The 23786-nt window shown below is 58.5% G+C and carries 16 protein-coding genes; 12 read left to right on the top strand and 4 right to left on the bottom strand.

The features are described from left to right. Positions 1–184: 184 nt before the first annotated feature. Positions 185–2053 carry a phosphoenolpyruvate carboxykinase (GTP) gene (locus LMJ30_RS06120; RefSeq protein WP_229431450.1) on the top strand — a complete coding sequence of 623 codons (1869 nt, stop codon included), beginning with the start codon at positions 185–187 and terminating at the stop codon, positions 2051–2053. Positions 2054–2166: 113 nt separating this feature from the next. On the opposite strand, the gene uvrA is transcribed toward LMJ30_RS06120, so the two are convergent. Continuing rightward, positions 2167–5031: an excinuclease ABC subunit UvrA gene (gene uvrA / locus LMJ30_RS06125; RefSeq protein ID WP_229431451.1), complete on the bottom strand. Its 2865-nt coding sequence runs from the start codon at positions 5029–5031 to the stop codon at positions 2167–2169. Between the two features lie 280 nt (positions 5032–5311). Here uvrA and ssb point away from each other — a divergent pair, with 280 nt between their 5' ends. From ssb to LMJ30_RS06165, 8 genes are all read left to right on the top strand, one after another. Continuing rightward, positions 5312–5812 (top strand): single-stranded DNA-binding protein, encoded by a 501-nt coding sequence (gene ssb, locus LMJ30_RS06130; RefSeq protein WP_229431452.1) that lies wholly within the window; start codon positions 5312–5314, stop codon positions 5810–5812. A 266-nt stretch (positions 5813–6078) separates the two neighbouring features. After that, on the top strand, positions 6079–7266 hold the full coding sequence (locus LMJ30_RS06135; RefSeq protein ID WP_229431453.1) for a tyrosine-type recombinase/integrase: 1188 nt from the start codon (positions 6079–6081) through the stop codon (positions 7264–7266). Between the two features lie 201 nt (positions 7267–7467). Further along, complete coding sequence (locus LMJ30_RS06140; protein ID WP_229431454.1) at positions 7468–8172, top strand: hypothetical protein; 705 nt, start codon at positions 7468–7470, stop codon at positions 8170–8172. 645 nt (positions 8173–8817) lie between these two features. Continuing rightward, positions 8818–11079 (top strand): type I restriction endonuclease subunit R, encoded by a 2262-nt coding sequence (locus LMJ30_RS06145; protein ID WP_229431455.1) that lies wholly within the window; start codon positions 8818–8820, stop codon positions 11077–11079. A gap of 26 nt (positions 11080–11105) precedes the next feature. Continuing rightward, entirely contained in the window at positions 11106–12749 is a 1644-nt protein-coding gene (locus LMJ30_RS06150) for a type I restriction-modification system subunit M (RefSeq protein ID WP_229431456.1), read from the top strand. Then, entirely contained in the window at positions 12746–14029 is a 1284-nt protein-coding gene (locus tag LMJ30_RS06155) for a restriction endonuclease subunit S (protein ID WP_229431457.1), read from the top strand. The genes LMJ30_RS06150 and LMJ30_RS06155 overlap by 4 nt, the downstream gene beginning before the upstream one ends. Beyond that, positions 14026–15783, top strand: coding sequence for an AAA family ATPase (locus LMJ30_RS06160; protein WP_229431458.1), 1758 nt, complete (start codon positions 14026–14028; stop codon positions 15781–15783). Before LMJ30_RS06155 ends, LMJ30_RS06160 begins: the two co-directional genes overlap by 4 nt. A 2-nt stretch (positions 15784–15785) precedes the next feature. Next, the gene (locus LMJ30_RS06165) at positions 15786–16793 is read left to right on the top strand and encodes a hypothetical protein (protein WP_229431459.1); all 1008 of its coding nucleotides are present in this window, start codon (positions 15786–15788) and stop codon (positions 16791–16793) included. 187 nt (positions 16794–16980) lie between these two features. Here LMJ30_RS06165 and LMJ30_RS06170 read toward each other — a convergent pair whose 3' ends face one another. Next, positions 16981–17796: a hypothetical protein gene (locus tag LMJ30_RS06170; protein ID WP_229431460.1), complete on the bottom strand. Its 816-nt coding sequence runs from the start codon at positions 17794–17796 to the stop codon at positions 16981–16983. Between the two features lie 95 nt (positions 17797–17891). After that, positions 17892–18785 (bottom strand): hypothetical protein, encoded by an 894-nt coding sequence (locus LMJ30_RS06175; RefSeq protein ID WP_229431461.1) that lies wholly within the window; start codon positions 18783–18785, stop codon positions 17892–17894. A gap of 751 nt (positions 18786–19536) precedes the next feature. Here LMJ30_RS06175 and LMJ30_RS06180 point away from each other — a divergent pair. From LMJ30_RS06180 to LMJ30_RS06190, 3 genes are read left to right on the top strand one after another with little or no spacing between them, the layout of a single operon-like run. Further along, on the top strand, positions 19537–20166 hold the full coding sequence (locus LMJ30_RS06180; protein WP_229431462.1) for a DUF4254 domain-containing protein: 630 nt from the start codon (positions 19537–19539) through the stop codon (positions 20164–20166). After that, positions 20163–20987 (top strand): glycosyltransferase family 2 protein, encoded by an 825-nt coding sequence (locus LMJ30_RS06185; RefSeq protein WP_229431463.1) that lies wholly within the window; start codon positions 20163–20165, stop codon positions 20985–20987. The genes LMJ30_RS06180 and LMJ30_RS06185 overlap by 4 nt, the downstream gene beginning before the upstream one ends. After that, positions 20984–22060, top strand: coding sequence for a glycosyltransferase family 9 protein (locus LMJ30_RS06190; RefSeq protein WP_229431464.1), 1077 nt, complete (start codon positions 20984–20986; stop codon positions 22058–22060). Before LMJ30_RS06185 ends, LMJ30_RS06190 begins: the two co-directional genes overlap by 4 nt. A 632-nt stretch (positions 22061–22692) precedes the next feature. Here LMJ30_RS06190 and LMJ30_RS06195 read toward each other — a convergent pair. Then, the gene (locus LMJ30_RS06195) at positions 22693–23733 is read right to left on the bottom strand and encodes a glycosyltransferase family 9 protein (protein WP_229431465.1); all 1041 of its coding nucleotides are present in this window, start codon (positions 23731–23733) and stop codon (positions 22693–22695) included. Positions 23734–23786 lie beyond the last annotated feature (53 nt).

Here is a 23786-nt window from a genome sequence, read left to right on the forward strand (position 1 = left end):
CCAGGCCCTCGAATCCCCGCACTACCAAGTCCACCAGCCCTTCAAAAAGGTTGTCGACATGACCGCCGTATCGCCGGACCATCGGATCGCCACCCCGTTCCAGCCGTCACGCGCGCAAGCTCTCCAGCTGACGACGATCTGCCGTGCAGGACACGAAGAATTTTAATTGGCAATTGGAGGTACTATGAATCAGCCCGTCATGGGTGGCGTTGCGGCACTGAACGTCCCAGCTTACATCAAACATCAAAAGCTCATCAATTGGGTCGCCGAAGTCGCGGCCCTGACCAAGCCTGCCCGCATTTACTGGTGCGACGGTTCGCAGGAAGAGTACGACCGCCTGTGCGGCGAGATGGTTGCCGCCGGGACGATGAAAAAGCTGAACCCGGCAAAGCGCCCGAATTCCTACCTGGCCTGGTCGGACCCGTCGGATGTGGCGCGCGTCGAGGACCGTACCTTCATCTGCTCGGAAACCAAGGAGCAGGCAGGCCCGACCAACAACTGGATGGACCCGGCTGAGATGCGCCGCACCCTGCACGACCTGTTCGACGGCTGCATGACTGGCCGCACCTTGTACGTCGTCCCGTTCTCGATGGGCCCACTGGGTTCGCCAATCGCCCACATCGGCGTCGAGCTGTCCGACTCGCCTTACGTCGCGGTCAACATGCGCATCATGACGCGCATGGGCAAGGCCGTGTACGACGTGCTGGGCGCGGACGGCGAGTTTGTGCCGTGCGTGCACAGCGTCGGCGCACCGCTGCGCCCGGGCCAGCAGGACGTATCGTGGCCGTGCAACCCGACCAAGTACATCGTGCACTACCCAGAGACGCGTGAAATCTGGTCGTTCGGCTCCGGCTACGGCGGCAATGCGCTGCTGGGCAAAAAGTGCTTTGCGCTGCGCATCGCATCGAACATGGGCCACCAGGGGGCAGAGCAGGGCGGCGCCGGCTGGCTGGCCGAGCACATGCTGATCCTTGGCGTTCAATCGCCAGAGGGCAAGAAGCACTACGTTGCGGCGGCCTTCCCTTCGGCCTGCGGCAAGACCAATTACGCGATGCTGATTCCGCCTGCGGGCTTCGAAGGCTGGAAAGTCACCACCATCGGTGACGACATCGCCTGGATCAAGCCGGGCGCCGACGGCCGCCTGTACGCGATCAATCCGGAAGCGGGCTACTTCGGCGTGGCGCCGGGCACCAACGAAAAAACCAACTACAACTGCATGGCCTCGCTGCGCGAGAACGTCATCTTCACCAACGTCGCGCTGACCGACGACGGCGACGTGTGGTGGGAAGGCATGACCAAGGAGCCGCCTGCGCACCTGGTCGACTGGCAGGGCAAGGACTGGACGCCAGCATCGGGCACCAAGGCAGCGCACCCGAACGCGCGCTTTACCGTTGCCGCGACCCAGAACCCGGTGATCGACCCGGCCTGGGATGATCCGGCCGGCGTGCCGATTTCGGCGTTCATTTTCGGCGGCCGCCGCTCGACCACGGTGCCGCTCGTTACCGAAGCGCGCAACTGGGTCGAAGGCGTGTACATGGCGGCGACCATGGGTTCCGAGACCACGGCCGCGGCTGCGGGCCAGATGGGCGTCGTGCGCCGTGATCCGTTTGCGATGCTGCCGTTCATCGGCTACAACATGGGCAATTACTTCAAGCACTGGCTGAACCTTGGTTCGAAGGTCGGCGAGCAGCACGGCAGCGATGTGCTGCCGAAGATCTTCTGCGTGAACTGGTTCCGTACTGATGCGGAGGGCAAGTTCGTGTGGCCTGGCTTCGGCGACAACATGCGCGTGCTGAAGTGGAAGCTGGACCGCATCGAGGGCACGGCGGGCGGCACTGAGAATATCTTCGGCACGACCCCGCGCTACGACGATATCAACTGGAATGGCCTCGACTTCACGCAGGAGCAGTTCGAGCAGATTACGTCGATCGACACGGATGCGTGGAAGGAAGAGCTCAAGTTGCATGATGAGCTGTTCCAGAAGCTGGAAGGCAGCGTGCCGCAGGAGCTGGCGACAGCGAAGGCGGAGCTGGAGAAGCGCTTGTCGGCGTAGTTCACACTGCGCTTCAAGTGAAAAAGGGACTGCTGCGCAGTCCCTTTTTTGGTTTACGTAATTCGGCGGAGGCGGCCCTTCGGGCCTTGTCCGCCCTACGGATCCGGGCCGAATTACGCCGCCTTCGATTTCACCTTCAACAACGGTCCCAGGTACTTGCCTGTCACGCTTTCCGGATTGGCTGCCACTTCTTCCGGCGTGCCCGAGGCGATGATCCTGCCGCCGCCAGCGCCGCCTTCCGGCCCCAGATCGACAATCCAGTCCGCGGTCTTGATCACATCGAGGTTGTGCTCAATGATGACCAGCGTATTGCCCTGGTCGCGCAGGCGATGGATCACCTTCAGCAGCAATTCGATGTCGTAGAAGTGCAGGCCCGTGGTCGGCTCGTCGAGGATGTACAGCGTGCGTCCGGTATCGCGCTTGGAGAGCTCCAGCGACAGCTTGACCCGCTGGGCCTCGCCACCCGACAAGGTGGTCGCGCTCTGACCCAGCTTGATGTACCCGAGGCCCACATCGAGCAAGGTTTGCAGCTTGCGCGCGATGACCGGCACCGGCTTGAAGAACTCGTGCGCGTCTTCCACCGTCATGTTCAGCACTTCGGTGATGCTCTTGCCCTTGTACTGCACTTCGAGTGTCTCGCGGTTGTAGCGCTTGCCGTGGCAGACATCGCACGGCACATACACGTCCGGCAGGAAGTGCATTTCGACCTTGATCACGCCGTCGCCCTGGCAGGCTTCGCAGCGCCCGCCCTTGACGTTGAACGAGAACCGTCCGGCGCTGTAGCCGCGTTCCTTTGCCGCCGGCACCGTCGAGAACAAATCGCGGATCGGCGTGAACACGCCGGTGTAGGTCGCCGGGTTCGAACGTGGCGTGCGGCCAATCGGCGCCTGGTCGACCGAGATCACCTTGTCGAAGTGCTCAAGGCCGCTGATCGAGTCGTGCGGCGCAGGTTCGGTCTGCGAGCCATACAGGTGGCGCGACAGCGCCGGATACAGCGTGTCGTTCACCAGCGTCGACTTGCCTGAACCGGACACGCCGGTCACGCAGGTCAGCAAGCCAACCGGCAGCTTCAGCGACACTTTCTTCAGGTTGTTGCCGGTCGCGCCCGAGATGACCAGCTGGCGGTCCGGGTTCGACACGTGGCGCTTCTTCGGCACCGCGATGCCCAGCGTGCCATTCAGGTACTTGGCGGTCAGCGAGTTCTTGTTCTTCAAAATCTCCTTGACCGTGCCTTCGGCGATCACCTGGCCGCCGTGCACGCCCGCGCCCGGGCCCATGTCGACCACGTAGTCGGCGGTGCGGATCGCGTCTTCGTCGTGCTCGACCACCAGCACGCTGTTGCCGATGTCGCGCAGGTGCTTCAGCGTTTCGATCAGGCGGTCGTTGTCGCGCTGGTGCAGGCCGATCGACGGTTCGTCGAGCACATACATCACGCCGGTCAGGCCCGAGCCGATCTGCGACGCGAGACGGATGCGCTGCGCTTCGCCGCCCGACAGGGTGTCGGCGCTGCGGTCGAGCGACAGGTAGTCGAGGCCCACGTTATTCAGGAACTTCAGCCGCGAGACGATTTCCTTGATCACGCGGTCGGCGATGTCCTTCTTGGCGCCCTTGAGCACCAGCTTCTCGAAGAAATCGAGGCAGTCGCGCAGCGGCTTGTTGGCCACTTCGTAGATCGCGCGCTGCTGCTTGCCGGTGCCGACCTTGACGTAGCGCGCTTCGGTGCGCAGGCGCGCGCCGTCGCACGAGGGGCACTGCTTCTCGTTGATGAACTTCGCCAGCTCCTCTTTCACGGCCATCGAATCGGTCTCGCGGTAGCGGCGCTGGAGGTTGGTGACGACGCCTTCGAAGGTGTGCTCGCGGATCACGGTGCGGCCACGCTCGTTCACATAGGTGAACGGAATCGAGGTTTTGCCCGAGCCGTACAGCACCGCCTTCTGCGACGCTTCCGGCAGCTTTTCAAACGGCGCATCGATGTCGAAGTCGTAGTAGGCCGCCAGGTTCGACAGCATCTGGAAGTAGAACTGGTTGCGGCGGTCCCAGCCCTTTACCGCGCCCGATGCGAGCGACAGGTTAGGGAAGGCGACAATGCGCTTCGGGTCGAAGAACTCGATGTGGCCAAGGCCATCGCATTCGGGGCAGGCGCCCATCGGGTTATTAAACGAGAACAGGCGCGGTTCGAGCTCCTGCAGCGAGTAGCCGCACTCGTTACAGGCGAACTTGTTGGAGTAGACGTGCTCCGCGCCGCCTTCCATCTCGAGCACCACCGCGCGGCCGTCGGCCAGGCGCAGTGCGGTCTCGAAGCTTTCGGCCAGGCGCTGCTTGATCTCGTCGTTGACCTTGACGCGGTCGATCACCACGTCGATGGTGTGCTTCTCGGTTTTCTTCAGCTTCGGCAGGTCGTCGATCTCGTAGATCTTGGCCGCGTGCGTGCCGCTCTGGATGCGGAAGCGCACAAAGCCCTGCGCCTGCATCGCTTCAAACAGGTCGGAGTGCTCGCCCTTGCGGTTGGCCACCACCGGCGCCAGAATCATCAGCTTGGTCTCGGCCGGCATCGCCAGCACCGCGTCGACCATCTGCGACACGGTCTGCGCGGCCAGCGCGTTCTCAGGGTGGTTGATGCAGTAAGGCGTACCCACGCGCGCGTACAGCAGGCGCAGGTAGTCGTGGATTTCGGTGACCGTGCCGACGGTCGAACGCGGGTTGTGCGAAGTGGCTTTCTGCTCGATCGAGATCGCCGGCGACAGGCCTTCGATCATGTCGACGTCAGGCTTTTCCATCAACTGCAGGAACTGGCGCGCATACGCCGACAACGATTCCACATAGCGCCGCTGGCCCTCGGCATACAAGGTGTCGAAAGCGAGCGAGGACTTGCCCGAACCGGACAGGCCGGTGATGACGATCAGCTTGTTGCGGGGAAGGTCAAGATTGATGTTCTTGAGGTTGTGCGTACGAGCGCCGCGAATGCGGATTTGTTCCATGTATTTTTGCCTTTGATGGTCAGCCACATACTATAGCCGTGATTCGTTTTTGACGTTCTGGACTGCTACGGTTGGCTGAGTCCGTAAGCGGGGACAGAGCGTATTGATAACGCTCAGGAATCGGTGGCGGGATACTGTATATAATACCAGTATTCATGCCCCATGCAAACGCATGTTGAGTGCACAATATTGAGTGCTTTTCACTGGGCGGCTGACATATAATCCCCGTTTAGGGATAAATCATCGCGTCGCGCGCCGCCGCGTTCATTAGGAGTAATAAATGGCATCAGTGAATAAAGTCATCATCGTCGGCAACCTGGGGCGCGATCCGGAGATCCGCTACATGCCGAGCGGTGACGCCATCGCCAACATCGCCGTCGCGACCTCGTACAAGTCGAAGGACCGCAACACCGGCGAGCAGAAAGAGTTGACCGAGTGGCACCGTATTTCGTTCTTCGGCCGCCTGGCTGAAATCGTTGGCCAGTACCTGAAGAAGGGCTCGTCGGTTTACGTCGAAGGCCGCCTGCAGACCCGCAAGTACACCGACAAGGACGGCGTCGAGAAGTACGCGACCGACATCATCGCTGAAAACATGCAGATGCTTGGCGGACGCCAGGGCATGGGCGGCGACGCCGGCGGCATGGACGACGGTGGCGGCTACGACGCGCCACAGCAGAGCCGTCCGGCGCCACAGCGCCAGGCACCTCCGGCACCGGCAGCGCGCCCAGCGCCACGTCCGGCGCCGAACTTCTCGGATATGGATGACGATATTCCGTTTTAAGAAAGACTATTGAAGGGATTGAGGCGGCACGAAATATCCCTTAAAAGCCCGACTCTTTTTGGGGAGTCGGGCTTTTTATTTTTCCTGCCTCGATCATCACTGTCAGACTGCCAAGGCGCAACGACCGGCAGCAGCACAAATCCTTCCATCCAGTTGTGTGTCTCGCCCAATGCGGTGCCCGCACACCAGCAGACTACCGGGTCAGAACAGTCATGCTCTCATCGGGAGAGCGACTTCCTATATTGCTTGATCGGGAAGGGCTGCCGATGTTCGAACCCACTGTCTTTGCTCTGACCGAAGTGCGGGGGAGAAATCTCGCCACTAACACTGTTGGCGGAGTGCTTCGCGCCGTGATGGCCTTTCAACTGTTTCTTGACGCTCGCGGCATCGATCTGGACACACGGCTCGAGAATTGTTCTCTACTGTCTCTCGGGGAAGTTGAGGATCTTGCGCGCGTGTTTCGGCTACCATTTGCCAAGTTAGCTGCGCTGTCCAAAGCAGCCGAACAGAACGCTCCGAAGCTCGTCTCGCATGAGCAGGCGCGAATGAAAGTTCAACAGAGTTCTCAAGATGAGGTAGATCCGGCTGTTGCAGCGACTATGTTACGTTACGTTCGAGCGTATATCCAGTGGCTCGCAAATGAGCGTCAGAGCCGGCATAGCTTTGATCCTGCGGCAGCAGCTAGGCTGAGTGACTCCGTCCGGTTGGTATCTAAAGCCATCGAGAGTCGAGTTCCGCACAAATCCGGGCTCGGTGCGCTGACTCAGCGCGAAGGCCTGGCCGAAGAACATGTTACGGAGTTGATGCGGATCACTGACCCGGGCTCCCCTGACAATCCCTGGCGAGACCCGCACACGCGCTATCGGAATGCGCTGCTGATCCGATGGCTGCTATATCTCGGGCTTCGTATTGGTGAGGTGCTTGGGGTGCGGGTTTCCGATATCGTCGTTTGTCGCAAAGAGGTGACGATCCATCGGCGTGCGGACGACCCGGACGATCCTCGCCGGAATCAGCCGCAGACGAAAACCCGCGCACGAGTGCTGCCGCTGAGCGCCACGCTGGTGGCTGAGACTCAGGCCTATATCCTTAACTATCGTGCCAATTTGACAAGCGCGAAGAAGCACCCCTTCCTTTTTGTAGCCAGTCGCACAGGCGAGCCGATGAGTCTAGCGGCCGTGGCGAAGCTATTTAACGAGTTGCGCGAGAAGGCTCCGTCTTTGCCAGAGAGCCTCTCGGCGCACGTATTACGTCACACGTGGAACGATGCATTCTCGGCGAAGATGGATTCAGCCGGCGTGACGCCTGAAAGCGAGCGCCAGGCTCGCAGTTACTTGATGGGGTGGTCGCCGACGTCAGACACAGCCGCTGCATATACGCGGCGCCACGTCCGCAATAAGGCCAAAGAGGTGTCTCTGGCGTTGCAACATCAACTTGTCGAAAAAGAGAAGAAATGAATAGGCTTGCAGTAGTTGTAGCCAGTCCAGGTGTTACGCCCGAATTGCCCCCACTGGCGCGGACGCGGTCCGGCGTTGAGTTCGACCCGAGTGCTAACCGGTGGGCTTATCGCGACGCGATCGACAATGTGCATCTAGACTTCTCGAGACTGCCGGTAACTGCTTCGCTTCTTGCATCCGCTAAGCTGGCTCTGCTTTGGTATGCCGAGCCTCGTGCGCCAGCGCGAGGCTGTGGATGAAGCTCAGTTCCGCCACTATCTCAATACGCTCGCCCGGGCCGGCGATCTGAGCCAGCTGGACATCGCAAAGTGGTCAGGCCGCCGGGATGTCAGGCAGAACGAGGCGTACGACCACGTCACGCCGGAGCAGATGCTCGAAAAGATCCGTGCCGCGGTCGGTGGCGACGAGATGTTCGGCCCTTTAGCAGAGCTTTCCAAAAAGGTGATGATTCGCCGGGACGAATTTGCACGCTTGGTAATACCAACCGCTCACACCACAGATCTTGGCTACTGTGTACACGACTACACGGCATCGCCTTGTCAGCTGCACTTAGACTGTATCCAGTGCGAGGATCTATTGTGCGTGAAGGGGGATACCGAGAAGGCGGCAACGCTGCGGCAGCGGCTTGACGAAGCACAGGGACTTATGCGCAAGGCGGAAGCTGCAGCAAGCGAAGCGTACTCGGGCAGCGATCGTTGGATCGAGCACCATCGCTTGACCGTAGAACGACTATCGCAACTAGCTAAGATTAAGGACGACCCAAGCGTGCCGGACGGCGCGGTAATTCAGCTGTCGCCACCGAAAACTGCGTTCCGAACCGCGCATAGAGCCGAGGATATTTTGTCGCAGCCAGCCGACGAGCAGGCCGGCCTGCCAGCAGACATTAAAGCGTTGATGGGAGGTTGAAATGGCGTGTCAGAACAAAAAAACCGTGGCTCGGAGGGACAAGAACTTGACCGATGACGCGATCGAGCAGATCGTTCGGATTCTTGACGGCTGGAGCGGCAAGCTAACTTGGGAAGGGTTAATTGAAGCAGTCGTCGCCAGGCTGCACTGCAGGTACACACGGCAGGCCTTGCATAAGCATGAACGCATCCGTGCAGCTTATACGTTGAGAAAAGGGGCTCCAGGCAGGGATGAATCGGCTGTTTCGCGTGATGTACAGCCCATGGACGAGACAACGGCCCGAATAGCCCGGCTGGAGATAGAGAACCAGCGTCTCGAGGCAGAGAACCAGCGACTGCTGGAACAATTCGTCGTGTGGGCATACAACGCACATTCGCGAGGGCTCAGTAAGGAGTTCCTAAGCCAGCCACTGCCCCGTGTAAACCGAGATCGGACACTACCATTGCCGGGATCTATCAAGGCGTCGGGTAAGAGTTCACAAAAGACTAAAGGCTGAGGGGGCAATCAGATTGCCAACGAGCTGTTGGGGCTGGGCAGCTACCGGGCCTTTAGTAGCTGGGAGCAAAAGATGGGGTAAGTTAATTGGCACGGCTTGTGCTTATAACTTATCATTGACAAGTAAACTTGTAATCACGGAGTACTGACTTGAACGCGCAGAACAAAGAAACCGATGCACGCATCCTGATCGATGATCAACTGCGCGCTGCCGGCTGGACTCCCGCTGACAAGTCACAGGTGCTTACCGAGGTCAAGGTTCCCCGAGGTCATTTTGCGGCCGAGCCAGAGGCGCAACCCGCCATTCTCAGTACGTCGGACGGTGATGTTGTTCCGACCGGCCGTGCCGACTATGTATTACTGGACCAGCGTGGTCGTCCATTGGCCATTATTGAGGCCAAGAAGCAGGCCATTCAGCCGTACACTGCCAAGCAGCAAGCGCTGCCCTATGCCAAGCAAATCGGTGCGCCGTTCATCTTCCTCACCAACGGTGAACTGATCTATTTCTGGGATTACCAAAACGACGACGCTCGCATCGTTAACTCATTCTTCTCCAGGCGCGACCTAGAACGTTTGGTACATATGCGTGCCGAGCGCAAACCATTGGCCACTGTGCCAATCCCGGACACCTACCTGCGCCAGGGAGAAATGCGTTTGCTGCGCCCTTACCAGAAAGAGGCCATGCAGGCGCTCGACCGAACGGTCGAACTGGGCAAGCGCCGCTTCCTGATCGAATTGCCCACTGGCTGCGGCAAGACTGACTTGATCGCACTCTATCTCAAGCGCCTTGTGCAGGCCGGACAGGCCGAGCGCGTGCTGTTCCTGGTCGACCGCGATCAACTGGCCAAGCAGGCCATCGAGGCCATTCAGGACCTATTGCCTGGTTATTCCAGCTACTGGCTCAAGCCCGGCATGGTTCGGCAGGAGAAACAGATCACCGTCTGCCTGCTGCAAACCATGATCGGGCGCTATCACGAGCTTACTAGCGGCTACTTCGATGTGGTTGTGATGGACGAATGCCATCGCTCCATCTATGGCGCATGGCAGACCGCACTGTCGCACTTCGATGCTCTGCACATCGGCCTCACCGCTACGCCAGCCATTTACATCGAACGCAACACCTTCCAGTTCTACCACTGTAAGGACGACACGCCCGACTACTCTTATCCGATCCAGGAAGCCTTCAAGGAAGGTTTCCTCGCCCCCTACAAGTTCGCCACTGGAATCACTACGCTAGTCTCCGAAGGTACCAAGGTCGATGAGGAGCACTACGATCCCGCCGAGTTCGAGCGCAAATGGACCAACGAGGCCAGCAATCGGCTGATGATGGAAGAGTTTGATCGGCTGGCTTGGCAGAGCTACAAGGAGTTGGCGCCAGGGCAAAAGAACGGTCCGGGCAAGTCCGTGGTGTTTGCGATTACTAAGCACCATGCGGCCCGACTAGCGCAGTATCTCAATGACCTCCATCCGGATCACAAGGGCCGTTACGCCGAAGTCATCACCTCCGACGTAGCCAATGCAGACGACCTAATCCGCCGTTTTAAACAAGACGAGCTGCCCATGGTTGCGGTGAGCGTAGGGATGCTCGATACCGGTTTCGACTGCCGCGAAGTGTTGCACCTCGTAATGTGCCGCCGTGTGCGCAGCCCCATCCTGTACCAGCAAATGCGTGGGCGTGGCACGCGCACGGCGCCGCACATCGGAAAAGAGAAGTTCGTCATTTACGATTTCTTCCGCAATCACGAGTACTTCAACGACTCGGACACTGACATCTTCTCTGGCAGCGGTGGTGGCGGATACACGCCTAAACCCAAGCAACTCGGCGGCAAGTCCCCGCGTGAGCTGATCGAACTCGGCCTTGAAGACGAGTGGCTGGATGCTGTTCACTACATCGAAGTGGGGCCGGACGGCGAGCGCGTCGACAAGCGCGAATACGTGACGGATTGGGAAGCCACCGTCCAGCAGGAGGCCGAGGCAGATCCCATCATCGCCAAAGTCAAAGCTGGCGATGCTCTGACGGAGGAACAAGAGACCCAGCTTGCCCAGCGCTTGAACCAGCCTCAGCGCTACTTCAACGAAGACAACCTGCGCCGCGCCTACCGTAATCCAGGTGGTAACTTGGTGGACTTCATCCGCGCTGCCTTGGGGATGCTCAAGATTAAGAGTCGCGAGGAACGGGTGGAAGACAACTTCCGCGCCTGGCTCGTGGCCAAGAGCCTCACTCCCGATCAGGCGCAGTACCTTGCGCTGCTCAAAAACCGTGGCCTAGTGAAAGGCAAGGTTTCGCTCGACGACCTGTTCGCCCCGCCGCTGTCCATTCTCAACGCCGCTAACATCGGCATTGAACTATTTGGCGAACAAGGCCTACGCAACATGATGGACGAGATCAATCAGTCCGTCTTGGCAGCATGATGCTAAGACGAAATTAGGAAAATAACATGAACCAGCAACTGCGCCGCAAGCTCGACCAAATCACTGACATCCTCTGGGCGGGCGGCGTGACCAATCCGGTCACCTACATCGAGCAAATCTCTTACCTCATCTTTCTAAAGCTGTTGGATGAGGAGGAGTCCGACCGTGAACTGCGAGCCCGTCTTGGCGCCACTGGGGGCAACGCCACGCTGCTGTACCCGGCGCAGTCTGAGCGCTACCGCTGGACCCACTGGCGGTTCAAGAGCGGCATCGAGTTACGCGACTTCATCCGTGACGAGGTCTTCCCCTACATGGCCTCGCTCGCCAATGATGAGCCGGAAGTGGCCGAGTATTTCCGCGACGCTGTGCTTGAAATCGTTGACCCCAACGTCCTCAAACAGGTGATCGACGAGTTGGACGGCTTCGAGTTTCGTAAGCTCGGCCCCGATGTGAAGGGTGATATCTTCGAATACCTGCTGGTGCATCTGGGTTCCAGTTCGCTTAATGGTCAGTTCCGCACCCCGCGCCAAGTGCGCGCTTTCATGGTCGAGATGGTAGACCCCGACATCGGCGATTCCATGTTTGACCCGGCTATGGGCACGGCTGGCTTCCTGATCGACGCTGTAGACTACCTGCTAGCCAAGTATTCCGACCACATCAGTGAGTACCCCATCTATGGCGAAGACTGGCTAGAGAAAAAGGGCAAGTCGCTGGCTGAACTGAAGGCTGAAATCCCACGCCTTCAAACCTACCGCAAGGGCGCGGGCGAGAAAATTCCGGACTGGAGTCTGCTTGAGGCCTCTGTGTACGGCACTGATGTGTCGCGCCAGATGCTGCGCATCAGCATGATGAACCTAGTGCTACATGGCATTCGCCGCGCCAAGCTCAAGCGTGCCAACGCACTATCCGACATGGGCGGCTTGACCGAAGATGATTTGCGCCGTCGCTACAAGGTCATCCTGGCCAACCCGCCCTTTGCCGGCCAGCTGCCCAAGGACTCCATCCGCGCGGACCTACCCACAAATAGCAAGAAGAGCGAGCTGCTGTTCTTGTCGCTGATGATGCTGCACCTCGCACCCGGCGGACGCTGCGCGGTGGTGGTGCCCGAAGGGCTGCTGTTTGGCGCCACAAGCGCGCATGTGGAGCTCCGTAAGAAGCTCGTGCACGACTTCGACCTGCTGGCGGTGGTTAGCCTGCCCACTGGCGTGTTTAAACCGTATGCCGGTGTGAAGACCGCTGTGCTGGTATTCCGCAAGCCGGCTTCTGAAGCCGCAAAGCGCCTACACAAAGTCTGGTTCTACGAGGTGCGCAACGACGGATACGACCCGGACAAGATTTCCGGAGGTGGCCGCGTGGAAACGCCGGAAAAAAACGACATCCCCGACCTGCTCGCGCAGTGGAAGACGTACAAGGCTAGTGGCTACGTCACGCCGCCGGGGCTGGAAGCCAACACCCTGCTGCCACACAGCAGCGAGGAACCCACTTGCTGGTGGACCACCAGCGAGAAGCTGGCCGATGCCGACTACAACTTGGGCGCGGGCCAATGGAAGCCGCGCGTGGCGGAAATGACCAGCGATGAAGATCCGCGCGAGCTGGTAGCCGGGGTGCTGGGCGATTACCGCGAGGTTATGGCGGGATTGGAGCGACTGCTGCAGGAGTTGCCACGATGACGTGGATTACCGCACCGCTGCGCAAGGTGGCACCGGCAGTCCCCGCACAAATCGCCTTCGCGCCTAATGATCACGTATGGCAGCTATCGCTTGATCAAATTGAGAGTGGAACCGGTGTAATTATCGGAAAGCGCTATGCCGCGGCTTCAGATGCCGGGACTTCGACGTTTAACTTCGATACGGGTAATGTACTCTATTCGAAGCTACGGCCCTACCTGAACAAAGTTGTAATTCCTGACGAGGCCGGGTTTGCAACAACTGAATTGATTCCACTGCGTCCGGATCCGAAAGCACTCAATCCGCGTTTTCTTGCCTACTACCTGCGTTCTCCTGGGTTTGTGAATAAAGCCTCACACCATGTTGCGGGAGCCAAAATGCCACGTGTGGTCATGGATTGGTTTTGGGCGCATGAGATGCCTATCCCTGCACCAAAAGAACAATCTCGCATTGTCGAACTGCTTGACGAAGCCGACCGCCTGCGCCGCCTGCGCCGAGAAGCCGACGCCAAAGCCGCCCGCATTCTGCCTACGCTGTTTCTCGAGATGTTCGGTGACCCGACAATGAATCCGATGATCTGGCCGGAGAGGCAATTATCGAAAGTCATCCAGTCTGTTGAGGCAGGTTGGAGCGCACCAAGCGAAGGACGCCCGCGCAAGGGAGACGAATACGGTGTACTAAAGGTTAGTGCGGTCACAAGCGGCGTGTTTCGGCCAGAAGAAAATAAAGTAGTTATGAATGTGGACGGTGCTCGCTCGCTGATTAGTCCAAAGCGCGGCGATCTGCTTTTCAGTCGCGCTAATACGCGCGAACTTATAGCTGCCACTTGTGTTGTTGAGTCGAACTATAAAAACCTGTTCTTGCCTGACAAGCTGTGGCGCCTAACTCCCATTCCCGGTGAGGCATCTGGAGTATTTCTCAAGGAGCTGTTTTGGAGAGACGGAATTAGGGACAAATTTAGGGCAGCTTCGTCTGGCAGCAGCGGATCAATGTTGAACATTAGCCAAGATGCAATGCTTCGTACTACGGTGCCCGTCCCGCCATTTCACCTGCAAGAGCGTTTCGAGTCCTTAGCATGGTCAGTCGTGGAGGCTCTTAATCGAGCCAAATATGCAGCGGAGGGCGTTGATTCGATGTGGTTGAATCTGCTTCAACGTGCCTTTTCCGGCCAGCTCACTGCTAAATGGCGTGAAGCTCACATGCGGGAATTGTTGGCCGAGATGGAGCAACAAGCCCGCGCACTGAATCTTCCAATACCAAAAGAACTGGAGACCTGGTCATGACACGCCGCCTGCAAGCCCTGCGTGTGGGCAACTTCAAGGCCTTTGCCGATGCACAGCGCATCCCGCTTAAGCCGATCACGCTGATCTTCGGTCCCAATAGCGCCGGCAAGTCGAGCTTCATCCACAGCCTCGCGCTGGCGCACGAGGCGCAGTTCGGCCGTGAAAAGCGCAGCCTGGCTCGTCTAGATGTACACCACACCGATGTTGGCGGCAGCGCTATTGACCTGGGCGGTTTTCGGCAATACGTTCATCGTGGGCAACTGAACAAGCGCGTGGAATGGGGGGCTGAGCTAAAGGTGTCAGCATTGTCCCAAAGAAAGGATCAGCGATTGGTGCAACTGCTTGCGCCGATCAGTAGCGTAGCGCTGAACATTACCCTTGGTATCGAGCTAGACGATCAGGACCGCCCTAAGCCGGGTGCGGAGCCGCGGGTCGACTCCATCGAGATCCTCGGCGACGGTACGGAATTGCTGCGCATGAGCAGACGTCGACCACGCATTCAGTCCGATCTGTTTGATAATAATAGGACCGAGCAACAGGTACCATTCTCAGCGAACGATGGCATCAACACATTGCGATTAGACCGCCTAGCCAGTGATCACCCAGTGTTTCGACAGGTGCTAAAAGCCATCGTTGAGGCGCAGACCACCTCCGAGCAAATGCGCCCTGAAGATTTCGATGGCGCCAATGAAGCGATTACCGCACTGCTACCGGAACTCGTGGTACGCGTCGACCAGTTCTTTCCGTCCAGTGTGGAGTTGCCCAAGAGCGACGGCGCTGATATTTCACCGGTCAGCATTCTGTTTCCCGTCAGTAAGGGCAACCGTAAGGAGGACATTGCGCAAGCAGTTCGCTTCGTCTTACCTCGCACGCTGAATGATCTGATCAAGGGCCTAGCTGATGCGCTGGCAGACGAACTTAAACAGTTGCAGTACCTAGGCCCGCTTCGCTCATTCCCCCCCCGCCATCTGGCCTTTGCCGAGCATGAGGATGCCAACTGGTACGCCGGTGGTGGCTACGCTTGGGACGTCGTGCGTCGAGACGATGCCGTACGTGAGGCAGTGAATGGTTGGCTCGGGTCCAGCAAGCTGAAAACACCATACAAGCTGGTAGTGCGGTCGCTCGTAGCATTGGACCAGTTGCAGGTGCCACTTGAAGAAGGGCTTGAGCGTTTGCAAAACGACGGACTCGACATGGAGCACGAGGAGGAGTCCCAATACGTCACCGGCGGCGCTTGGCCTATTATCAAAGATGTAGAGGCCGCAACTACCGACCTACTTAGTGCAATGGAATCATCTGACGCAGACCGCATCCGCGAGCTCGTACTCGTCGATCAACGCACCAACACGGTTGTCACCCACCGCGACGTCGGTATCGGCATCTCGCAAGTACTGCCTGTGCTCGTGATGGCTTATGGCTCCCGTAACAAGTTGCTCGCCATGGAGCAGCCGGAAATTCACTTGCATCCGGCGCTTCAGGCCGAGCTAGGTGACGTCTTCATCGAAGCTGCGCTGGGTGAGCGTGGAAACACCTTCATCCTGGAAACACACAGCGAGCATTTGATCTTGCGGCTAATGCGGCGAATCCGTGAAGGGACGGTTAGTCCAGATGATATTGGTGTCGTTTTTGTGGAGCCCTTGGCTCGTGGGAGTCGTTTCATTGAGTTGCGTATCGACGAAGAGGGCGACTTCACCGATGAATGGCCGGGCGGGTTCTTTGAAGAATCTTTCCATGAAAAATTCGCGGGGCGCTAAGAATGCTGGTTCCCTTCGTAATCGACGCCGACAGTCTTGCGCCAGATCCAGCATGGACGCCGACGCAACAACGTTCCTGTTACAACAACTTGCTCGACGTGTGGCAACGGACCGGATTGCTTGTGCATGACGGCGACTCGCTGCCCGCATCACGTCTACACCAAGCTGTTCCCACCATACCGCCGAACATTCGCCCCCGCTGGCAAGAAGTATTGGAACGAGCCCCGCTACTGACCGCCCCCGAATGGAATGGCAACGTCGCCGCGGAAACCCTGAGTGACTTCTCTGGAGTTGCGCAGTTGGCACTGGTAGATGACACATGTGCCGAGGTCGGATTTGGATTCAATGATGATTGTGATCAGGCGCTTCAACCGGGCGACGGGATTGATGTCTCTATCTGTCGTCTCTTGGCAGTAGGACAAGCGCACGCTTTTCAAGCTGCGACGGCGTTGGCTGGCACACACATCGAAGCTGGCGATAATTTCCAGGTAACTTGGGATGCACGCTTCAGCGCGCTGGCTAAGGCACCAATCAAACTCATAAGTGTCGTTGATCGATATGCCATTGGTCAGCACATTACCCACACGCAGAACCAACTCTCCGGGCTTGAGCGTTTCCTGCGGCTGCTGGATACGGATGCCACTGGCCAACGCTACGTCACGATTTATTCCGCTTGGACTGCCGACCTATCAGGCGCGAACAGGAAATCCATCGACGACATTGAGGCTGAGTTACGCCTGGTTTTCGGCAGATTGCCGCACAAGAACATCAAGCGCATCAAAGTCTTTATGGTGCCGAACACCGGCTTTCGCGATGATGCCCACGACCGCTTCATTCGGTTTAGCGACTACGTCTGGGACATTGGACTTGGCCTCGAAGTACTCGACGGCGCCTACTCTGCAAAACGATCATCTGCAGGATTTAGATCCGGCACTGCGGTAAGCGGCTACAAGGGTGTGGAACAAGACCTTGCTGGGAACGCTGAGACGAAGTCCAGGGAGATCAGATAGACGCAACCAAAGCATCTCCAAGCAGTTGTGTGAACGAACGTCGCGGTCAGGCGACATGCATCGTTTGGCAGTAGTAGGACTACGGTTGAGCGAGCTAGAAGTGCTGGGGCCTTGATTAGTATTTTGGTTTTTGCTTCACGCGCTGACCCGCTTCGCTAACCCCCAGATGAGCTTTTTGAAGGGCAGTTCACACACGAGTAAGTTGCACGCCTCGGCCGTTCTTTCCAAAGGCACGAGTCCAGTGGGACGGATGCGAACTACATTCATATAGCGCCGAGCAGACTGGATGATGTCGCAGGAATTGCGTGACCTGCGGTTGCAGTAGCTGAGTGCAGGCATTGACAACGGCGACCGGTGCATAGTTTCTGCAGCGGCTTAAGAAATCAGTCTGCATGAACGCTAGTTGCCACAATACACTCCATACATGGTCGCGCACGACAGGATTTATCTCCCGCACCTTTGGCTTGCGCCGTCCAGTGCTCTTGGTCACATCGGTCACAAGCCAACGCAGTGATGTGTGGTAGGGTACTGGATTGACCACAATCAGGGGATAGCTACCGGTAGGGAGGCTTAGCTGCGACAGCACTTGACTACCGTACGTGCGCAGCCCGTAGCCAGTCCCTCCGTAGTTGCTGCGCTGCGCCGGCCCCTTTGGCCTGAAAACACAGGCCGTGTCATAAAAAAACTCATCGACATGAGGTGATTCAAGCAGTAAGAGCACAGGCTGCTTGCCGGCCGCCCTCCACGCAAAGGTATCCTGGTAGCACGAATGCACCAAGTCCCTCTGTGGGGCCAGCCTTAAAGGAGAAGTGATCGTTCCCGCCGTCACATCGAGATAATAGCGCCAAGCGTCGGGCACTTGGCATGAGGGCAGGAAAATCTTCCCGATGGCTTCTGACAAGTTTTCGATATCGGCCACTTGGCGCACCAATATCTCATCAAAGCGACCAATGGCCGAGGCTCCGGTAGGCCACATAACCTTAACATTAAGCATGCCAGCCATGTAATCCTTGAAAGGATGTGAAGTCTGCGCCACTAACTAAGCAAAAACTAGTACTCTTAATAGCACAACTTCTTGCATGACGAACTTAGCGCCATTTAGGTGCGCTCGGGCCAGTTTGGAGCGGGCTCGTTGCCCTGTATCCACTCGTCGGCCAATTGCTGCGGTGTGTAAAGCCAACTTTTTTGAAAACTCTGAATATCGGCCAGCTTAGTTAAGAAACCGTTATCCTCAGTAATAATCAAAGCGGGCAATACCAAATAACGGTAAAGATCGGCATCAATCCCGTCATTTCGCTTCTTAGGTGAGTTGGGATTGTATGCCCCCTTCTTCTGTTGCATTCGGACAAACTGCCGCCAGTGGTAGCGGTTTTGGAGATGCATACGCACCGACATGGGTGGCACGAGCGAATTCCACTTATCTTGCCCACGTTCCATGCCATCGAGGAGCATTGGAGTCAATTCGTTGACGTCAATCGGATCAGCTGGGTCCTCAACATTGATATTGTCGAGAATCTTCTGCCACCCTGCGAACAGCCCTTTCCAATCCTCACGCTCCTCCTCAAGCGCCCATTCCGGCGAAGGTTGTTGATCGTTAGGATGCGCGCAACGCATCAGCAACTTCCAGCCAGTGAGCGACACGGCACGGCATTCATCCTCGCTCCACGGTTCCTCATTAACTTGCAACATGCCCAAGAGATCCTTCTTCCCAAGTAGGACAGGGACTTGCAAGTTCAGAAAGCTCTGCAGCCTCTCCAAAACTCTTTGACAGTCTGCAGGTGATAACGCGTTCCTTTGCCGTTGAGCCAAGAGCTCACTTAAAGCGCCGTCGGCTAGGGAGAACGAATAATTCTGCTGCGCCATGCGGGTGAAGGTGTCGACCCAGGGAGGCGTCTCCGTGGCGTAAGCGAGGCCGCGCACGGGCGCGGTATCTAAAACGACAATGATCTTATTGTCAGGAATCAGAAGGCGGTCACGTTTCGGTTCAGTCATGGGGCAATCCAGCGGCAATGATCTCCATGTATCACCTTACCCTAAACAAACATGCTTGAGAAGAAAATGCTTGAGAGAAAATGCTTGAATGCTTAGCCAAAATAGCGGCAACCCAATCTCAACCTATAACGTCGGCGCACTCTGTACTGCCTCGGAGCGAGAAGCCGGCCTCACCCAACTGGCAGGGACAAAGTCCACACTTCCGGCTGCATAACCTGCACTAAAGCGTAAACAAGGTGGTCACGGAAGGGTAATTGTTTACAATCTGTTAGCGTATTATGTGGAAAACCTCATTTAAAAGAAGGATGTACGTCTTGTTTACATTGGGAAGGTAATTACAACCCTTCTAAGAAAGACTATTGAAGGGATTGAGGCGGCACGAAATATCCCTTAAAAGCCCGACTCTTTTTAGGGGAGTCGGGCTTTTTATTTTTCCTGCCTCGATCATCACTGTCAGACTGCCAAGGCGCAACGACCGGCAGCAGCACAAACCCTTCCCTCCAGTTGTGTGTCTCGCCCAATGCTGTGCCCGCACACCAGCGCTCAGGCGCAACGCTCGGCGCGATAAGCACGCTTGATGCATCAGGAAGCCCCGGCAGTGTAAGCTGTCCGGGGTTTTTACTTTGTCGCACCGCGAGCGGTTGGGGCACATCAATGATCGCCCGGTGACGCAGAACTTCGGTGCGTCGGTATTTCTCCAAGCTTGGCACGGTTGCATTCGCAGCCGCACAGCCTTGCTGGGAGAAACGCCATGCTGGTGGACCTGGATGCCCTGTCGATCGCGCAGTTTCATGACGCAAAACTGATCGATCCCACATGGCCGAACGCGGCCACTTCCCATGCGCTGGAAGATGCGTGGCGCTGGATCGACGCGAACCACCGCTTCAATGGCCTGTTGTGGCACGAGGAGGACCGGGCCCGGCGCACCGATGTCGATCCCGCCGAAGTGGCGGCGAGCAAGCGGCTGATTGACCGCCACAACCAGTTGCGCAACGATGCTGTGGAGGCGATCGACGAAGTCATCCTGCAAATGCTCCGTAATGTCATGCGCTCTCCGGGCGCACGCCTGAGCAGTGAGACGGCTGGCGCCATGATCGACCGGCTTTCCATTTTGGCGCTCAAGATTTTCCACATGCGTGAGCAGACGCGGCGTACCGACGCAGGCGCCGATCATGTCAGCGCCTGCATGACCAAAATGCGGCGCCTCGCCATGCAGCGCGCCGACCTCGCCTCCTGTCTCGACCAGCTGCTTGCTGACGCGCGCGTTGGGCTTGCTTACTTCAAGGTCTATCGCCAGTTCAAGATGTACAACGACCCTGCGCTGAATCCGTATCTTTACGCGCGCCATTCAACTGCCACGCAGGATAAGGCAGCTTCATGAGCAGCGCGGCCGTCATCGACGTCCTGATACCGACTTGCAACAGGCCGTACGCCCTTGCGATGGTGCTGACCGCATTAGCCGGGCAAAATTTCGAACGCATCAGGATCGTCGTGTCGGACCAGTCGGATGAAGAGGGTGTTTTCCTGACGCCCGAGGTGATGGCGGTGACGCGTATTTTGCGGTCGCGCGAGATACCTGTCCTCGCCTTCCGCAACACGCCTCGACGTGGCATGGCGGAGCAACGCGCGTTCCTGCTAGCGAACGCTGGCGCGCCATACAGCCTGTTCCTTGACGACGATGTCCTCATCGAGAACGACTTGCTCCAGCGTCTCCACGATACGATTCGCGAGCAACAGTGCGGCTTCGTCGGCAGCGCGCTGCACGGGCTGAGCTACCACGCCGAGCAAAGGCCGCAAGAACAACATATCGAATTCTGGGACGGCCGGGTCGTGCCGGAGGCAATGTCGCCTGACTGCGTTGCGTGGGAGCGGCACCGCCTGCATAGCGCGGCGAACCTGTTTCATGTCCAGTCGCGGCTGAAGCTGACGCGCGACACGACACGGCATTACCGCGTCGCGTGGGTTGGCGGATGCGTGCTGTTCGACACTGCCAAACTGCGCGAAGCCGGTGGTTTCGATTTTTGGCAAGAGCTGCCGGCAGAGCATTGCGGTGAGGACGTACTGGCGCAGGTACGGGTGATGGCAAGGCATGGGGGATGTGGAATCATCCCCTCTGGCGCTTACCATATGGAACTGCCGACCACGATCCATGCCCGGCAATTCGACGCGCCAAAAATGCTGCATCCAGCGGGAGGCACATGACGCGGGCATCCGAAGGCGCGCTTTCGGGCGTGCAGAAGATTCTCGCCTTGCGGCCCAACGCCGTCGGCGATTTTATCTTCTCGCTGCCTGCCTTACACGCCCTGCGCTATGCCTACCCCGCTGCTGAAATCTGGTACGTGGGCAAGCAGTGGCATGCCGACTTCATGATGGGACGGCCTGGCCCGATCGACAGGGTGGCTGTTATTCCTCCCGTTCCCGGCGTCGGCGCCCATCCAAACGCTGACGTCGACCACGTTGCCGTTGACGCCTTCGTCGACGAAATGCGCAGCGAAGGTTTCGACCTGGCCGTACAGATGTTTGGGGGCGGGCGCTACTCCAATCCATTTATCAAGCGGCTGGGTGCAAGGGTCACGATTGGCGCCCGCACGCCGGACGCCGCGCTGCTTGACCGCTGGATCGCCTACGGGGACTTCAACAACCGCCGTCTGGAAATGCTGGAAATCGTGGCGCTTGCCGGAGCAAACCAATGGCGGATGGGGCACGAACTGCATGTGACCGACAACGACCGGCTTGAGGCCGCAGCTGCGCTCCCTGTCGACCGCGCTGAACGCCTGGTGATCGTGCATCCCGGGTCGAGCGACCCGCGGCGGCGATGGCCCGTGGAGAAATTTGCTGCGGTGGCCGATGCCCTTGCCGATAGCGGTGCTGTTGTTGCCGTCAACGGAACTGTCGAGGAATCCGACCTGGTCAGGGGCGTCATCGGCAACATGCGCGCGCGAGCCATCGACCTGACTGGAGCGATGTCGCTGTCTGGGCTGTGCGGCCTGGTCGAGCGCGCGGCGATGGTGGTGTCAAACGACTCCGGCCCCTTGCATCTCGCGCTTGCGATTGGTACGCCTTGTGTGGGCGTGTATTGGCTGACCAACCTGATGGAGGCGTGCCCATTGCGACAGGGCATGCACCGTGCCGCGATGTCAGTCCGGGTACATTGCCCCGTGTGCGGCCAGGAGAACCGCAAGACGCGGTGCGAGCATGATGTCTGTTTTGTCGATGACGTGCCGGTCGATCACGTTACGGCGATGGCGCTGGAGCTGTTTGAGTCGACGGCATGAGGACAGGTACCGGTTGATCAAACGACGCGGACGGATGGCGGGGCCAGGACGGGTTTGGCGGCGTTCGGACTCGGCGGTTAGGCCGCCAAATTGAGCCATCGAAGTCAATATCTCGTCATTCCCGCGAAAACGGGAATCCATGCTGAGCCGCTCAACGGACTCAGTATGGGTCCCCGCGTTCGCGAGGACGACGGCGTGAATATGCGGCAATTGCGCTTCACTGAGCGGCTTTAGGCCCTGTCGATGCGTGTATGACATTGAGTGTGGGAGAGGTGAAAGAGGTCGACCCGGCATGTCATCGCGTATGCCGGCTCAGCCGCAAAGAACAAGATCGACAAGCGTAAGATTGCTAAAGCCAACTTAGGCAAGCAAGGCGAATGCGCTTCGCTTTTCCGCCGTACGATCATGCCATGCGCTTTGTCGTGCGTTCAGTCGCGATCGGTAGGGCGGAAGAGGGCGTAGCCCGTCATCCGCCGAATCGCCGGTAATTCGGCGCCGGACGATAAACGTGTACTCTTCACCTGCAATGTAATGCAATGCAATGCAATGCAATGCAATGCGAATGCGAATGCCAATGACCGGTGCACCGCAGCAGGTCATCGGCGTAAGGGTCCGCGGCCTCCGTCCGGCTCCTATTCTCCGCACAGCAACGCGCGCGCCTCCGCCAGCACCTCATCCGCACGCTCGCCTTCCGGATCCCACAAGCATCGGTGACGCTGCTGGTCCAGCGGCGCCCAGCGCCGGATATCGGCTTTGCTGAACACGACCACGCTGCGCAGCTTAAGCCCTGCGGCAATGTGCGATACGCCCGTGTCATTACACAGCAGCAGCTTCGCGCGGCTCATCAGCGCCGCCATCGCACCGATCGACAGGGGAACTGCGGCGTCCAGCGCTGGGGTGCGCATGTGCCGCGCAACGGCGGCCGTGAGCGCGGCCTCGTTGGATGCTCCGGTCAGTACAACCCGCAGCCCAAACTCAGCGGCGAGCCTGTCGGCGACATGCGCGAACAGCTGCGGTTGCCAGCACTTGTCGCGCCAGCGCGCTCCGGGGTGAATACAAACGTAAGTGCCAGGTTCCAGCCCGTCCGCGACACCGCTAACCGCAAGTTCACGCTCGTCGGCGGCAGTGAGCGGAAATTCCAGGTGCGTGCCGATCGGCGGCGCCCCGAGCTGCTCGGTCAGCTCAAGCAGGCGCATTGGTTCAGGGCCGCTGTCCGGGTACGGATAGAAATAATCATCGCGCCCCGGATGGAACAGTGGCACGCCAAAGCCCGCCACGCAGCGCGCCCCAAACGACTGCACAATCGCATTGGTGATTTCACCGTTGCCATGCATTTGCAGCGCAAGATCGAAGCTGCGCTGGTGCACGGCAGTGTAGAACGGGGCAACCGCGTCAGTTCTAACCTGTTGCTCGGGAAGCGAATGGTGGCCCGGAAACGCGAGGAACTCATCAATGTAGCCTGGAAAGCGTTCGGCAAACTGCACGGCCCACGGCAACCCGACCAGTGCGATACGCGTGGTGGGCAGGGCGGTGCGCAGGGCCCGCAATGCGGGCACCGCGCATAGCATGTCCCCAAGCTGCAACGCGCGGAAAATCACGAGCGAACCGGGTTTGCGGTTGTGCAGGTGGAGCTCGGGTAGCCTGCTTTTCAGATGTGTTTGCTCCGCGTTCATCCATTACTCCCGCATCGGTCGGTTTTGACTTGTGCTCGTCCAGTTCGACCGTG

The sequence above is a fragment of the Massilia agrisoli genome, from assembly GCF_020831365.1.
Taxonomy (GTDB): Bacteria; Pseudomonadota; Gammaproteobacteria; order Burkholderiales; family Burkholderiaceae_D; genus Telluria_A; species Telluria_A agrisoli.

Coding starts and splice junctions, on each gene's coding strand:
- LMJ30_RS06185 (WP_229431463.1), top strand. CDS start 20,163: ATGAGCAGCGCGGCCGTCATCGACGTCCTGATACCGACTTGCAACAGG.
- LMJ30_RS06135 (WP_229431453.1), top strand. CDS start 6,079: ATGTTCGAACCCACTGTCTTTGCTCTGACCGAAGTGCGGGGGAGAAAT.
- LMJ30_RS06160 (WP_229431458.1), top strand. CDS start 14,026: ATGACACGCCGCCTGCAAGCCCTGCGTGTGGGCAACTTCAAGGCCTTT.
- uvrA (WP_229431451.1), bottom strand. CDS start 5,031: ATGGAACAAATCCGCATTCGCGGCGCTCGTACGCACAACCTCAAGAAC.
- LMJ30_RS06155 (WP_229431457.1), top strand. CDS start 12,746: ATGACGTGGATTACCGCACCGCTGCGCAAGGTGGCACCGGCAGTCCCC.
- LMJ30_RS06195 (WP_229431465.1), bottom strand. CDS start 23,733: ATGAACGCGGAGCAAACACATCTGAAAAGCAGGCTACCCGAGCTCCAC.
- LMJ30_RS06175 (WP_229431461.1), bottom strand. CDS start 18,785: ATGACTGAACCGAAACGTGACCGCCTTCTGATTCCTGACAATAAGATC.
- LMJ30_RS06180 (WP_229431462.1), top strand. CDS start 19,537: ATGCTGGTGGACCTGGATGCCCTGTCGATCGCGCAGTTTCATGACGCA.
- LMJ30_RS06170 (WP_229431460.1), bottom strand. CDS start 17,796: ATGGCTGGCATGCTTAATGTTAAGGTTATGTGGCCTACCGGAGCCTCG.
- LMJ30_RS06120 (WP_229431450.1), top strand. CDS start 185: ATGAATCAGCCCGTCATGGGTGGCGTTGCGGCACTGAACGTCCCAGCT.
- LMJ30_RS06150 (WP_229431456.1), top strand. CDS start 11,106: ATGAACCAGCAACTGCGCCGCAAGCTCGACCAAATCACTGACATCCTC.
- LMJ30_RS06190 (WP_229431464.1), top strand. CDS start 20,984: ATGACGCGGGCATCCGAAGGCGCGCTTTCGGGCGTGCAGAAGATTCTC.
- LMJ30_RS06140 (WP_229431454.1), top strand. CDS start 7,468: ATGCCGAGCCTCGTGCGCCAGCGCGAGGCTGTGGATGAAGCTCAGTTC.
- ssb (WP_229431452.1), top strand. CDS start 5,312: ATGGCATCAGTGAATAAAGTCATCATCGTCGGCAACCTGGGGCGCGAT.
- LMJ30_RS06165 (WP_229431459.1), top strand. CDS start 15,786: ATGCTGGTTCCCTTCGTAATCGACGCCGACAGTCTTGCGCCAGATCCA.